This is a genomic window from Cupriavidus sp. 01L415 (genome assembly GCF_056400065.1).
Genome location: NZ_JBFTSP010000020.1, coordinates 26,363 through 40,124, shown reverse-complemented (window position 1 = coordinate 40,124; position 13,762 = coordinate 26,363). Strand labels below are relative to the sequence as shown.

Genomic DNA, 13,762 nt, shown 5'->3' with positions numbered 1-13,762 from the left:
TGGAGGTATGCGTGTCAGGGCGGTGGCCGGCAGGCGGAAATCGGCGCGCCGCGGCATCGGGCCGGGAAAACATCAAATTATAGGGGAGGCGGGGTGCCGGTGCGCATTTCCTGCTTGCGCGCGCGCCGGAAGGGCCACCTCGTTGCCGATGCGGGCCATGGCCCGCCGGTATAATTGCCGCCATTCCTCCCGGCCCTCTCCCGATGTCCAGCCTGCTCGCCAATCTCAATGCCGAACAACTCGCCGCCGTCACATTACCTGACGAGCCGGCCCTGATCCTGGCGGGGGCGGGCAGCGGCAAGACCCGCGTGCTGACCACCCGGATCGCTTGGCTGATCCAGAACGGGCGCGTCTCGCCGGCCGGCATCCTGGCGGTCACCTTTACCAACAAGGCGGCCAAGGAGATGCAGACCCGCCTGTCGTCCATGTTGCCGATCAACACGCGCGGCATGTGGATCGGCACCTTCCACGGGCTGTGCAACCGGATGCTGCGCGCGCACTTCCGCGACGCCGGGCTGCCCCAGACCTTCGCCATCCTCGATTCGCAGGACCAGTTGTCGGCGCTGAAGCGCCTGCTCAAGTCCTTGAACGTGGACGACGAGAAGTACCCGGCCAAGAATCTCCAGTACTTCATCAACAACGCCAAGGAACAGGGCCTGCGCCCGGCGGACGTGGAGGCCAACGACGACTTCAACCGCCGCTTCGTCGACCTGTACGCTGCGTACGACCAGCAGTGCCAGCGCGAGGGCGTGGTCGACTTTGCCGAACTGCTGCTGCGCTGCTACGAGCTGCTGCGCTACAACGACGCGATCCGGCAGCACTACCAGCACCGCTTCCGCCACGTGCTGGTGGATGAGTTCCAGGACACCAACGTGCTGCAGTACCAGTGGCTCAAGCTGCTGGCCGGCTATGGCACGGGCAATACGGCATCGGTCTTTGCCGTCGGGGACGACGACCAGAGCATCTATGCGTTCCGTGGCGCCAACGTGGGCAACATGCGTGATTTCGAGCAGGAATTCCGTGTGCGCCACATGATCAAGCTGGAGCAGAACTATCGCTCGCATGGTCACATTCTCGATTCGGCCAATCACCTGATTTCGCATAACGCGCGGCGGCTCGGGAAGAACCTGCGCACCGATGCCGGCCATGGCGAGTTGGTGCGCGTGTTCCAGGCCGGCACGGACGGGCAGGAGGCTTCGTGGATCGTCGAAGAAATCCGCGACCAGATCGCCCAGGGCATGCAGCGCTCGGAAATCGCGATCCTGTATCGCAGCAACGCCCAGTCGCGCGTGATCGAGCATGCGTTGTTCTCGTCGGGCATTCCCTATCGCGTGTACGGCGGCCTGCGCTTCTTCGAGCGCGCCGAAGTGAAGCACGCGCTGGCGTACCTGCAACTGATCGAGAACCCGCGCAACGACGCCTCCTTTGGCCGCGTGGTCAACTTCCCCACGCGCGGCATTGGCGCGCGAACCCTGGAACTGCTGCAGGACGCGGCACGCCAGTACAACTGCTCGCTGGCCGAGGCGGTGGCGTATGTGCCGGGCAAGGGCGGCAGCTCGCTGGGTGCGTTCATCCGCCTGATCGAGCAGATGCGCGCCGAGACCCGGCGCATGACGCTGGCGGAGACCGTCGAGTACGTGACGAATACCAGCGGCCTGATCACGCACTACCAGACCGAAAAAGAAGGCCAGGACCGCATCGAGAACTTGCAGGAACTGGTGACCGCCGCGCAGGCGTTCGTGGTGGAAGAGGGCTACGGGCTCGAGGCGCTGGCCAGCGTGCTGCCGGCGAACCGCGTGGGCGATGCCCCGCCGGTGCTTGCCGACGGCGACCAGGCGCAGCAGGTGCTGGACCCCGAGCAACTGCCGGTGGTGATGACGCCGCTGGTCGCGTTCCTGACGCACGCGTCGCTGGAAGCCGGCGACAACCAGGCGCAGGCCGGACAGGATGCCGTGCAGATGATGACCGTGCACGCCGCCAAGGGGCTCGAATTCAACGCGGTGTTCATCACCGGGCTCGAGGAGGGTCTGTTCCCGCATGAGAACAGTGCGATGGAGGCCGATGGCCTGGAGGAAGAGCGCCGGCTGATGTATGTGGCCATCACGCGCGCGCGGGAGCGCCTGTATATGTCGTTCGCCCAGAGCCGCGTGCTGCACGGCCAGATGCGCTACCACATCCGCTCGCGCTTCTTCGAGGAACTGCCCGAGACGTCGCTGAAGTGGATCACGCCGCAGGCCCAGAGCTATGGCACGTACGGCGGCGGCGGTGCCCGCCGCCCGTCATCGGAGCGTGAAAGCGCCTGGGGCCGCGACTGGTTCAGGAAGCCGGAGGACGTGCCATACACGGGGACGAAGCCGACCGGCGGCATGGATACCGGCAAGACCTACGCCGAGCAGAAACGCGCGGCCGAAACCGGGCTCCGGGTTGGCCAGAACGTATTCCACAACAAGTTCGGGGAAGGCAAGATCACGGCGATGGAAGGCGAGGGCGCCGATGCGCGCGCCAACATCAACTTCAAGCGGCATGGCGCCAAGTGGCTGGCGCTGTCGGTGGCCAAGCTCGATCCGATCGACTGACCGGGGAGATGGGCCCGGGCGCGCGCCGGGAGGCACCCGCGCGCGCCGGAGGGATATCGGTCCTGTATCAGCCTTGCGGGGCTTCGGCCGATTCCTCGGCAGGCACGATGTTGAAACAGCCACGATACGTGGCGTAGAACGAGCAATACAGGATCGCCAGCATCAGCAGCGAGTACGGCGTCACCAGGAACGACAGCACCGTCTCCGCGCCGAACGCCGCGAACACCGCTTCAAGGAACAGCGGAATCGCCACCAGCAGCATCGCAAACAGCACGGCATACGTGAAGAACGCGCCACGGTTGCGCCAGCATGCGGTCCAGCTGAAGAACAGCGCCTTGACCGGCGGCACGCTGTGCCACGCCGACAGCAGCGGCGCGAACCAGAACATCATCGCAATCGGCGTATATAACAGCGCGCCAATCAGCAGGGCGTAATAGAGCTGCCGGATTGCCTCGGCGGACGGCTCCTCGCCCTTGAGCACGATCGGTGCCAGCGTGCCGATATCGACCACGGTCGTCGCGACAAAGCTCAACGTGAACACCAGCGCCGCATAGATGCCGCCCAGCACCAGCAGGTTGCGCGTGGCCTGCTTGCCGTTGGTGCGGAACCCCGCCAGCAACACGGTTGGCATCACGCGCTTGTTCTGGATCACCTCGCGGCATGCCGTCATGACGCCAACCGACAGGCCGGGTGTCACCACCAGCAACGCGATGATGCCAAACAGCGGCACGAAGATCGCCAGTTGCGCGGCGATCAGGTAGATGAACAGCAGCATCAGGAATGCAAGCGGGTTCTTGCGGAAGAGCCAGATACCCTGTCGAAACCAGACGTAGCCTTCCTTGGCGGAAACTTCCAGTAGTTGCATGGGAAATCAGATCCAGGGGAGCGTCGCCGCGTCGTCGATGCGACGGCGCAGGATGCGTTCGAAGTGGGTCGGATCGTGCGGCTGCAGCATGTCGGCTTCGCGCGGCAGGAAAAAGTCCCACAGGCGCGAAACCCAGAAGCGCAACGCGCCCGCGCGCAGCATGTCCTGCCAGTGCGCGGACTCGACGGCGGTGAGCGGCCGCACGGCATGATAAGCCCGCAGCATGGCCTGCGCACGGTCGCGGTCCAGCGTGCCGGTCGGCAGGTCGATGCACCAGTCGTTGACGGTCACGGCCAGGTCGAACAGCCACTTGTCGTTGCCGGCGAAGTAGAAATCGAAGAAGCCACCCAGCTTGTGCCCGGAGGTGCCGTCGGCATCGAACAGCACGTTGTCGCGGAACAGGTCGCAATGGCACGGGCCGCCCGGCAGCGCGGCGTAGTCGGCGCCGGCGAAGAACGCGGTCTGGTGCGCGATCTCGTTGGCCAGCAGGTTGCGCTGGCCAGCGTCCAGGAACGGCGTGATCTCGGGCTCGGTCTGGCGCCACCAGGCCAGGCTGCGTAGGTTGGGCTGCTGACGCGGGTAGTCCTGGCCGGCCAGATGCATGCGGGCCAGCATCGCGCCGACTTCGGCGCAGTGGCCCGGCTGCGGCGCCAGCTGCGAGGCACCCGGCAGGCGTGTGACGATCGTCGCCGGCTTGCCCTTCAGCGCGCGCAGGATCTCGCCGTCGCGTGCGGGGATTGGTGCCGGCACGCTGATGTCGTGGCGCGCCAGGTGAGCCATCAGGTGCAGGTAGTACGGCAGCTGGTCAAACGTCAGCCGCTCGAAGATGGTCAGCACGTACTCGCGCGTGACGCCACCCTGCTCCATGGTCAGAAAGAAGTTGCTGTTCTCGATCCCGGAGGCAATGCCGCGCAGTGCGCGCACTTCGCCAAGATCGTAGTCAAGCAGCCAGCGGGCGATCTCGTCCTGCGAGACCGTGGTGAATACGGCCATACTGTTTTATTGGTGCGATTCGGGCGCGGCGGGCCGGTAGCCGGTTTGGCAAAAGCGATCCGCCGCGGCGGCATGACTGCCGGAGGGCCGGCGCGATCCAGCGAGGCCTGGGGCCCGGCCGGATCGTGGGTGAAAAGACAATCAGAACAACTCAGAACTTCAGGTTGACGGACGGCACACGATTCACGTCATGGTCGCGAATCTTGGGCGAGCTGTCTTCCGGCTTGCTCATTTCGTACTTGGTGCCCATGCCGGAGCGAACCTGGATGTCGGTGGCCTGCCCCTTGTTGCGATATTCGGTTACCTGGGTCCCGTCCCGTTCGCGCAGCACGAAGCTTGGCTCGCGCGGCTGGTTCAGCTGGCTTTTGGCCGCCGGTGCAATGGGCTGGTTATTGATCTGATTCAGTTCTTGTTGGGTCAGCGCGCTGCTTTCCTGGCTGCCTTGGGCCAGCGCCAGGCTGGACACGGACAGTGCCAGCACGGTCGCGGCAAGTGCCAGCCGATGTCCACGGCCGCCCGCGGCGGGATGGGCATCAGCCGGCATGGCAGCCGGGTGCGAAGGGGAGGTCATCTGAGGCTCCTGTGCGTGCGGGGCATACGGCACCGCGACGCGGATTGAAATCTGCGGCCCGGCGGCGCCGGACCTGGCAGTGCAGACAGGCTTCCATTCTAGCAATTCCTGCCGTCCGCGGGCCGCCGTCGTGGCGCCCGGGGCACCTCGCTTGACAGCTGCCAGCCCCGGTGCCAGCCGGGGCGCAATGCCTTACAGATAGAACATTTCTTCCTTCGGCGGGATCGGGCGGTCGCCGCCGCGCTTCTCGTAGTAGTCGTAGACCGCTTCCAGCACCTCGTGCGGTTCGTCCACGATCTTCATCAGGTCCAGATCGTGCTCGGCGATCAGGCCCATTGGCAGCAGCGTGAAGCGGAACCAGTCCAGCAGGCCCTTCCAGAAGCGGCTGCCGTACATGACCACCGGAACCGACCGGGACTTGCCGGTCTGCACCAGGGTCAGCACCTCGGCCAGCTCGTCGAGCGTGCCGAAGCCACCCGGCATGACGATGAAGGCGTCGGAATTCTTGACGAAGGTGACCTTGCGCGTGAAGAAGTGGCGAAAGCGCATGGCAATGTCCTGGTACGGATTGCCTTGCTGCTCGTGCGGCAGTTCGATGTTAAGGCCCACGCTGGCGGATTTGCCCGCGTGCGCGCCCTTGTTGGCCGCTTCCATGATGCCGGGGCCGCCGCCGGAGATCACCGCGAAGCCGGCGTCCGAAAACAGCCGCGCGATCTCGATGGTCTTCTGGTAGTACGGCGAATCCTCGCGCAGGCGCGCGCTGCCGTAGATCGATACGGCCGGGCGGATCTCCGAAAGGTACTCGGTCGCCTCAATGAACTCTGCCATAATCGTGAACATTTGCCACGAGGCACGTGCCTTCTTTGCGGTGGCGCGGTCTTCGTCCGCCAGCGCCCGCAGGCTCGGAATCATCTTGCGTGGATTGGCGCGCGCGGCAGCTGCCGCGGCGGCCGCTTCCTGGGCTTCGGGGCTCTTGCCCGCTGCCGCCGCATCGGCTTTTGCGGCGATGGCGGCAGCGTGCGCCGAGGCTTGCTCGGGCGGCGGGTTCACGGTATCGCCGGAAATGTCGGAAACGTCCGTATCAGCGAGGGGGCCGGCAGCAGCGCCGCCAGCGGGGGCACCAGTCAATTTTGAGTCCATGGGAATGTCGGATAGTCCAAAAACACTCTTGCTCGTCGATGGATCGAGCTATCTGTATCGCGCGTATCACGCTCTGCCCGACCTGAGGAATGGTGAGGGGCTGCCCACAGGGGCAATCTACGGCATGATCAACATGTTGCGCAAGCTGCGCAACGATTACCCGGCAGAGTATAGCGCCTGCGTGTTCGACGCCAAGGGCAAGACGTTCCGCGACGACCTTTATCCGGCGTACAAGGAACATCGCCCGTCGATGCCCGAAGACCTGGCCCGGCAGATCGAGCCGATTCATGAGGCCGTGCGCGCGCTGGGCTGGCCGATCGTGGTGGTGGAGGGCGTGGAGGCCGATGACGTGATCGGCACGCTCGCCCGCCAGGCGACGGCGCAGGGCGTGCGCACGGTCGTTTCCACTGGCGACAAGGACCTGGCGCAACTGGTCGATGACCACGTCACACTGGTCAACACGATGAGCGGCGAGGTGCTGGATCCGCCCGGCGTGGTCGCCAAGTTCGGCGTGCCGCCGGAGCGCATCGTCGACTATCTCTCGCTGATCGGGGACGCGGTGGACAATGTGCCCGGCGTGCCCAAGGTCGGCCCGAAGACCGCGGTCAAATGGCTGGGGGAGCACGGCACGCTCGACAACATCATGACCAGCGCGGCCAGCATCAAGGGGGTGGTGGGCGAGAACCTGCGCAATACGCTTGACTGGCTGCCGCGTGCGCGTGAGCTGGTGACCGTCAAGACCGACTGCGACCTGACCGATGCCGTCAAGGACTTCCACGCGCTGCGCGAACTCGGCGAGGACAACGAGAAGCTGATCGCGTTCTTTTCGCGCTACGGCTTCAAGACCTGGCTGCGCGAGGCCACGGGCGAATCCTTGCCCAATCCGCGCGCCGCGGCGCGATCGAAAGCCAGCGCCGCGCCGTCCGCGCAAGGCGGATTGTTCGATGGCCCGGCCGACACGCACGACACTGCGGCCGAGACGCCTGCCGCCGACAACGCACCGGCCGAGATCCGCTACGAGACCGTGCTCACCGAGCTCGCGCTCGACGCGTGGATCGCGAAGATCGTCGATGCGCCGCTGGTGGCGATCGATACGGAGACCACATCGCTGGATCCGATGCAGGCGCAACTGGTGGGCATCTCGCTGTCGGTGGAACCGGGCGAGGCCGCCTACATCCCGGTGGCTCATCGTGGCCCGGACGTGGCTGGCATGGAGAACCACGGCCAGTTGTCGCGCGAGTTCGTGCTGGAGCGCCTGCGTGCGTGGCTGGAAGATCCGTCGCGCCCCAAGCTGGGCCAGCACCTGAAGTACGACTCGCATGTGTTTGCCAACCACGGCATTACGCTGCGTGGCATTGCGCAGGACACGATGCTGGAAAGCTACGTGCTGGCGTCGCATCGCAATCACGGCATGGACAGCCTGGCCGAGCGCCTGCTGAACCTGAAGACGATCACCTACGAAGAAGTGTGCGGCAAGGGCGCCAGCCAGATCGGCTTCGACCAGATCGACCTGCAGCGGGCCACCGAATACGCGGCCGAAGATGCCGACGTGACGCTGCGCCTGCATCGCAAGATGTATCCGCAACTCGAGGCGGCCAAGGGCCTGAAGCACGTCTACGAGCAGATCGAGATTCCGGTCTCCGTGGTGCTGCAGAAGATCGAGCGCAACGGCGTGCTGATCGATGCCGATCGCCTGGGCGCGCAGAGCGCCGAGCTGGGCCAGCGCATGATGGAGATTGAAAAGGCCGCGTACGACGCCGCCGGCCAGCCGTTCAACCTGGGCTCGCCGAAGCAGATCGGCGAGATCCTGTTCACCCAGATGAAGCTGCCGGTGGTCAAGAAGACTGCCAGCGGTGCGCCGTCGACCGACGAAGAGGTGCTGCAGAAGCTGGCGGAGGACTATCCGCTGCCGAAGCTGCTGCTCGACTACCGGGGCTTGTCGAAGCTGAAGTCCACCTACACGGACAAGCTGCCGAAGATGGTCAACCCGCGCACCGGCCGTGTGCACACGAGCTATGGCCAGGCCACGGCGGTGACCGGCCGCCTTGCCTCGACCGAGCCCAACCTGCAGAACATCCCGGTGCGCACGGAGGAGGGCCGTCGCATTCGCGAGGCCTTTATCGCGGCGCCGGGCAACGTGATCGTATCGGCGGACTATTCGCAGATCGAGCTGCGAATCATGGCGCACATCTCGGGCGATGAAAACCTGCTGCGCGCGTTTGCCAACGGCGAGGACATCCACCGTGCCACGGCGTCCGAGATCTTCGGGGTGGAGCGCGAGGCGGTGAGCAGCGAGCAGCGCCGCTACGCCAAGGTGATCAACTTCGGCTTGATCTACGGCATGAGCGCATTCGGCCTGGCCAGCAACCTCGGCATCGAACGCGAGGCGGCCAAGCACTACATCGACCGCTACTTCATGCGGTACCCGGGCGTGGCGAACTACATGGAAGAGACGCGCCAGATGGCGCGCGAGCAGGGCTACGTGGAGACCGTGTTCGGCCGCCGGCTGTGGCTGCCGGACATCAACGGCGGCAACGGCCCGCGCCGCCAGGCGGCGGAGCGTGCCGCCATCAATGCGCCGATGCAGGGCACGGCGGCGGACCTGATCAAGCTGTCGATGATCGCGGTGCAGGACTGGCTGGAGCGCGACAAGCTTGGCACGCGGCAAATCATGCAGGTGCACGATGAACTGGTGCTGGAGGTGCCGCAAGGTGAACTCGAACTGGTGAAGACCCGGCTGCCGGAGTTGATGTGCTCGGTGGCGGACCTGCGCGTGCCGCTGGTGGCCGAGGTCGGCAGCGGGACCAACTGGGAAGAGGCGCATTGAAGCCGGCCAGTTGACCGCCGTCCGTGAGCAGAAAGATACAAGATGGTCAGCCTGACCGAAACAGCCCGATCGGCTTACGCTGATCGGGCTGTTTCCTTTTTCCAGGAGATCATCATGGGCACCGCGACGTTGATCGGCATCGATCTGGGCAAGCACTACTTTTTTCTGCACGCACAGGCGGCAAGCTGTACTGCCACGCCGGATGGCGCGCTGTATGCTCCATGGATCGCGATTGCGCGTGAGTATCGATTGAAGCGACTGCTGGGTCGGTGAATGCCCTCACATCACGGCTTGTCAGTTCTGCTGCTCTGCAGCAAACTGGAGCCATCGACAGCAGTGCCCAGAATAATGACCACGCGGCGCGAGACCACAACATAAAGCTCGCCGACGGGGCCTCCGGTTTTCAAATTGAAAACATCGGGTAGACCATGAGCACCACAGACGGCAGAGAGGAAAGCACGGGCAGGAGCACGGCACACAACGGTACACAACGCGACACACCTCGCGATGTCCATCGGATCATCGTCGTCGGCGGCGGGGCAGGCGGGCTTGAGCTCGTGACCCGGCTCGGCGACAAGCTCGGCAAGTCCGGGGCGGCGCAGGTCGTCCTGGTGGACCGCTCGCCGACGCACATCTGGAAGCCGCTGCTGCACGAGGTGGCAGCCGGCAGCATGGATCCGAACACCCACCAGCTCGAATACGTGGCACAGGCGCGCTGGCACTACTTCGAGTTCCAGCAAGGCGAACTGACGGGCGTCGATCGCACGCGCAAGGTCATCCAGGTGGCCGCCTGCGTGGACCTGGACGGCACGGAACTGCTGCCTGCCCGCGAGTTGCCCTATGACACGCTGGTGCTGTCCATCGGTTGCGTCACGCACTTCTTCAATGTACCCGGCGCGCCCGAGCATGCGATTGCACTCGATACCGTCGACCAGGCCGAGCGCTTCCGCCGCAAGCTGATCGCCGCCTGCGTGCGCGCGCAAAACGGCCGTGGACGCGTGGGTGAGGATGGCCGGCCGCGTGTGGACGTGGCGATCATCGGCGCCGGTGCGACGGGCGTGGAGCTGTCCGCGGAACTGCGCAATACCGCGCATGTGCTCAATGCCTATGGCCTGCATCAGCTCGACCCGCGCCGCGATGTGCGCATCCACGTGATCGAGGCCGGCCCGCGCATCCTGCCGGCGTTGTCCGAGCGCGTGTCGGCGGAGACCACCAAGCTGCTGCGCAAGCTCGATGTGGACGTGTTCACGTCCGAGCGCGTGACGGAAGTCACCTCCGACGCGGTGCTGACGGCCAGTGGCAAGCACATCGACGCCGACCTGACCGTATGGGCCGCGGGCATCACCGCACCGGACGTGCTGCGCACGCTGGGTCTGCCGGTCAGCAAGATGGGCCAGATCGTGGTGGGCCCCACGCTGCAGAGCGAGGCCGATCCGGACATTTTCGCGTTCGGCGACTGCGCAAGCTGCCCGTGGCCGGAAAAGCAGACCGCCGTGCCGCCGCGCGCGCAGGCCGCGCACCAGCAGGCCACGTTCCTTTACGACGCGATCCGCGCCCGGCTGGCCGGCAAGCCGCTGCCACGGTTTGGCTTCAAGGACTTTGGCTCGCTGGTGTCGCTGGGCCACTTCAGTGCCGTGGGCAGCCTGATGGGTGGTCTGATCGGCGGATCGATGTTCATTGAGGGGCTGATGGCGCGCTTCATGTACACGTCGCTCTACCGCATGCACGTGCTGGCGTTGCACGGTGCCATCGGCATGGGCGTGGACACGGTGACGCACTGGCTGCGCAGCAAGACCAGCCCGCGCGTGAAGTTGCACTGAGGGGGCAGGGGAGTTGAGCCGGATCTGGAAATGGGTGGTGGTCGGCCACGCTGTTGTGCGTGGTCGGCCAAGTTTGCTTAGAATCGACGAGTCGCGTTTGCATCACTCATCGCCACTCATCGCTACCCAAGGAGACCGCCCCCATGCTGAAGCCCGAAGTGGAAAGCCTCGTTCCCGGCCAGACATTTGATCGCCGCCGTTTCGTCAAGACCGCGCTGGGCTCCGCGTTTGCGGCGGCCGCGCTGCCGGTGGCCGCGGAAACCATCAAGACCAATTTCAAGGGCCTGACCGCCGGCGAGGTCACGATTCCGTCGGGCGGCTTCAATATGCCCGCCTATTGCGCTCAGCCGGAAGGCAAGAAGAATCTCCCGGTGGTGCTGGTCATCAGCGAGATCTTCGGCGTGCACGAGCACATTGCCGATGTTTGCCGCCGCTTTGCCAAACTGGGCTTTCTGGCCATCGCGCCCGAACTGTTTGCCCGCCAGGGCGATCCGGGCAGCTTCGGCACCATTCAGGAACTGCAGGCCAACATCATTTCCAAGGTGCCGGACGCACAGGTGATGGGGGATCTGGATGCCGCTGTCGCCTGGGCCGGCGCCAATGGTGGGGAGCTCAACCGCCTGGGCATCACCGGTTTCTGCTGGGGTGGCCGCATCACGTGGCTCTATACGGCGCACAGCAAGCGGGTGAAGGCCGCCGTGGCCTGGTATGGCCAGCTGGTTGGCGCGCCCACGGCGCTCAAGCCGCGCAATCCCGTGGATATCGTCAACGATCTGCACGCGCCGGTGCTGGGCCTCTACGGCGGCAAGGACGCCGGCATTACGCAGGAGCATGTGGGGACGATGAAGGCGGCGTTGGCGGCATCCGCGAACCCAAATGCCAAGGCGTCTACCTTCGTGGTCTATCCGGAGGCTGGCCACGCCTTTCATGCCGACTACCGCCCGAGCTATGTGGAGTCGGCGGCCAAGGATGGCTGGCAGAAATGCCTGGCGTGGTTCAAGGAACACAAGGTTGGCGGGAGTGCCGGCGCGGATTATTGATGCACAGGGCCTGCCCGGCTGAGGCAGCGGGTCTGGCCCGTTCCGCCGGTTCCGCGCCGGTCATTGCAAAGTCGGCGCGGACGTACGTACAATGCGGCTTTCAAGTTTTTGCAACCATGTTGCGTTAATCGGCCGCGTGATGTCGCGTTGTGTTCCCGCGCACTGCTCCGGGCCGGTTTCGGGAGCCCACTATCCATTCCACGCTTCTGTACATCCTGCTGGCGGCGACCATTTCCGGCGTCGGCAGCATTCTCGGGGCGGCGCTGCTTTCGCTGACCGTGGCCTCGCGCGTGGTCGAGCGCATGGTGAGCTTCTCGGTGGGCGTGTTGCTGGCCACGGCGCTGCTGCATTCGCTGCCGGAGGCGTTCGAGTCCGGCGCCGATCCGCGCGCCTTGTTTGGCACGCTGCTGGCCGGCCTGCTGGGTTTCTTCCTGCTGGAAAAGATTTCGCTGCTGCGCCACTCGCATCACCACGAGGGCGACGGGCACCACCACCACCACGGCCATGACCGCGAGGAAGCCGGCCGCAGCGGCATGACGATCCTGGTGGGCGACACCTTCCACAACTTCGCCGACGGCATCGTGATCGCCGCGGCTTTCCTGGCTGATCCCCATATCGGTATCGTCACTGCGCTGGCAATCGCGGCGCATGAGATTCCCCAGGAAGTCGGCGATTTCATCGTGCTGCTGAACGCGGGTTTCTCCAAGGCGCGCGCGTTCGCCTTCAACCTGCTGTCGAGCCTGGCGGCGGTGATTGGTGGCGTGGTGGGGTATTTCCTGCTGGATCAGCTGAGCGGCTGGATCCCGTATGTGCTGGTCATTGCGTCCAGCAGCTTCGTCTATATCGCGGTGAGCGACCTGATGCCGCAGATGCAACGCAGGCCGCGGCTGAAGGAGTCGGCCGTGCAGGTGGTGCTGGTAGCGGCCGGCATCGCGGCGATCGTCTTCATCACCAACGGCGTACACGAGTCGCACGCCCATCGCCACGACGTGGACACCAAGGCAGGCTCGGCGGCGGCGTCGAACTGACGCCGCCTTGCCAGATCAGGTGCCCGTCGCGACCGGGCGCTTCGGGTCGGCGCACCACTCGCTCCACGATCCCGGATAAAGCGCCGCGCCGGGCAGACCAGCAACTTCCAGCGCCAGCAGGTTGTGGCAGGCCGTTACTCCCGATCCACACTGCATCACCGTTTCCGCCGGGGCCTTGCCGGCGAACAACTTCCCAAACTCCGCACGCAGCGTCTCGGCCGGCTTGAAGTGGCCGTCCGGGGACAGGTTGTCCTTGAAGAAGCGATTGGCCGCGCCGGGGATATGGCCACCAACCGGGTCGAGCGTTTCGTTCTCGCCGCGGAAGCGGTCGGCCGCGCGGGCATCGACCACCAGCACGGACGGCTGGGCGATATTGGCAACCAGCGACTCCGCATCGACCGTGCGCACCAGCGACGTCTTGCGCGTCAGGTTGCCGGCGGTATCCGGGTCGGGCGTGGCGCCGCGTTCCAGCGGCAGGCCCGCCGCCACCCATGCGTTCTTGCCCCCATCGAGTACCGTCACGGCCGCATGGCCGATCCAGCGCATCAACCACCAGAGCCGCGCCGCGTACATGCCGCCCTGCGCGTCATAGGCGACGACCAGCGAGTTGTCGCTGACGCCCAGCGCGCGCAGTCGCGCGGTCAGGATCTCGGCATCCGGCAGCGGATGGCGGCCGTTGACACCGGTCTTCGGGCCGGACAGCTCGTTGTCCAGATGGAGGTAATGGGCACCGGGCAGGTGGCCCTGGAGGTAGCTCTCGCGGCCGGAGGCCGGATTGGCCAGGTCGAAAGAACAGTCGAAGACGACGATGTGCTGCGTGCCCTTGGCGCGCAACGAGTCCAGCTCGGCAGAAGTAATCAGGGGTGTCGGCATGTAGGGAACCTGTCAGCAAGTGATAGCCA

11 protein-coding genes are annotated in these 13,762 nt (G+C 65.4%); 6 read left to right on the top strand and 5 right to left on the bottom strand.

Annotated features, from left to right (window positions below):
* The first annotated feature begins 203 nt into the window (after window positions 1-203).
* Complete coding sequence (locus AC1DOX_RS22730) at window positions 204-2,576, top strand: UvrD-helicase domain-containing protein (RefSeq protein WP_441617346.1); 2,373 nt, start codon at window positions 204-206, stop codon at window positions 2,574-2,576.
* Between the two features lie 67 nt (window positions 2,577-2,643).
* On the opposite strand, the gene AC1DOX_RS22725 is transcribed toward AC1DOX_RS22730, so the two are convergent.
* The 4 genes from AC1DOX_RS22725 to AC1DOX_RS22710 all read right to left on the bottom strand — a co-directional run bounded on the left by AC1DOX_RS22725 (window position 2,644) and on the right by AC1DOX_RS22710 (window position 6,145).
* The gene (locus tag AC1DOX_RS22725; RefSeq protein WP_092134753.1) at window positions 2,644-3,441 is read right to left on the bottom strand and encodes a BPSS1780 family membrane protein; all 798 of its coding nucleotides are present in this window, start codon (window positions 3,439-3,441) and stop codon (window positions 2,644-2,646) included.
* A 6-nt stretch (window positions 3,442-3,447) separates the two neighbouring features.
* Window positions 3,448-4,434 (bottom strand): homoserine kinase, encoded by a 987-nt coding sequence (locus tag AC1DOX_RS22720; RefSeq protein ID WP_092134752.1) that lies wholly within the window; start codon window positions 4,432-4,434, stop codon window positions 3,448-3,450.
* A gap of 151 nt (window positions 4,435-4,585) precedes the next feature.
* Window positions 4,586-5,005 (bottom strand): DUF2782 domain-containing protein, encoded by a 420-nt coding sequence (locus AC1DOX_RS22715; protein WP_441617349.1) that lies wholly within the window; start codon window positions 5,003-5,005, stop codon window positions 4,586-4,588.
* Between the two features lie 192 nt (window positions 5,006-5,197).
* A complete protein-coding gene (locus tag AC1DOX_RS22710; RefSeq protein WP_176860867.1) occupies window positions 5,198-6,145 on the bottom strand; it encodes an LOG family protein in 948 nt (315 codons plus the stop codon).
* 4 nt (window positions 6,146-6,149) lie between these two features.
* On the opposite strand from AC1DOX_RS22710, the gene polA reads away from it, so the two are divergent.
* The 5 genes from polA to AC1DOX_RS22685 all read left to right on the top strand — a co-directional run bounded on the left by polA (window position 6,150) and on the right by AC1DOX_RS22685 (window position 12,860).
* Window positions 6,150-8,972: a DNA polymerase I gene (gene polA / locus AC1DOX_RS22705; RefSeq protein ID WP_441617351.1), complete on the top strand. Its 2,823-nt coding sequence runs from the start codon at window positions 6,150-6,152 to the stop codon at window positions 8,970-8,972.
* Window positions 8,973-9,014: 42 nt separating this feature from the next.
* A complete protein-coding gene (locus AC1DOX_RS22700) occupies window positions 9,015-9,245 on the top strand; it encodes a hypothetical protein (RefSeq protein ID WP_441617353.1) in 231 nt (76 codons plus the stop codon).
* A gap of 155 nt (window positions 9,246-9,400) precedes the next feature.
* Window positions 9,401-10,792, top strand: coding sequence for an NAD(P)/FAD-dependent oxidoreductase (locus AC1DOX_RS22695; protein WP_441617355.1), 1,392 nt, complete (start codon window positions 9,401-9,403; stop codon window positions 10,790-10,792).
* Between the two features lie 143 nt (window positions 10,793-10,935).
* Window positions 10,936-11,832 (top strand): dienelactone hydrolase family protein, encoded by an 897-nt coding sequence (locus tag AC1DOX_RS22690; protein ID WP_441617357.1) that lies wholly within the window; start codon window positions 10,936-10,938, stop codon window positions 11,830-11,832.
* A 206-nt stretch (window positions 11,833-12,038) separates the two neighbouring features.
* Window positions 12,039-12,860, top strand: a complete 822-nt coding sequence (locus tag AC1DOX_RS22685) for a ZIP family metal transporter (RefSeq protein WP_441617518.1) — start codon at window positions 12,039-12,041, stop codon at window positions 12,858-12,860.
* 15 nt (window positions 12,861-12,875) lie between these two features.
* Here the strand turns inward: AC1DOX_RS22685 and AC1DOX_RS22680 are convergent, their stop codons facing one another.
* A complete protein-coding gene (locus AC1DOX_RS22680; protein ID WP_441617359.1) occupies window positions 12,876-13,733 on the bottom strand; it encodes a sulfurtransferase in 858 nt (285 codons plus the stop codon).
* Window positions 13,734-13,762 lie beyond the last annotated feature (29 nt).

Bases quoted from the DNA above. Each gene is read 5' to 3' on its own strand.
- AC1DOX_RS22730 (WP_441617346.1), top strand. From the start codon at position 204: ATGTCCAGCCTGCTCGCCAATCTCAATGCCGAACAACTCGCCGCCGTC.
- AC1DOX_RS22725 (WP_092134753.1), bottom strand. From the start codon at position 3,441: ATGCAACTACTGGAAGTTTCCGCCAAGGAAGGCTACGTCTGGTTTCGA.
- AC1DOX_RS22720 (WP_092134752.1), bottom strand. From the start codon at position 4,434: ATGGCCGTATTCACCACGGTCTCGCAGGACGAGATCGCCCGCTGGCTG.
- AC1DOX_RS22715 (WP_441617349.1), bottom strand. From the start codon at position 5,005: ATGACCTCCCCTTCGCACCCGGCTGCCATGCCGGCTGATGCCCATCCC.
- AC1DOX_RS22710 (WP_176860867.1), bottom strand. From the start codon at position 6,145: ATGGACTCAAAATTGACTGGTGCCCCCGCTGGCGGCGCTGCTGCCGGC.
- polA (WP_441617351.1), top strand. From the start codon at position 6,150: ATGTCGGATAGTCCAAAAACACTCTTGCTCGTCGATGGATCGAGCTAT.
- AC1DOX_RS22700 (WP_441617353.1), top strand. From the start codon at position 9,015: ATGGTCAGCCTGACCGAAACAGCCCGATCGGCTTACGCTGATCGGGCT.
- AC1DOX_RS22695 (WP_441617355.1), top strand. From the start codon at position 9,401: ATGAGCACCACAGACGGCAGAGAGGAAAGCACGGGCAGGAGCACGGCA.
- AC1DOX_RS22690 (WP_441617357.1), top strand. From the start codon at position 10,936: ATGCTGAAGCCCGAAGTGGAAAGCCTCGTTCCCGGCCAGACATTTGAT.
- AC1DOX_RS22680 (WP_441617359.1), bottom strand. From the start codon at position 13,733: ATGCCGACACCCCTGATTACTTCTGCCGAGCTGGACTCGTTGCGCGCC.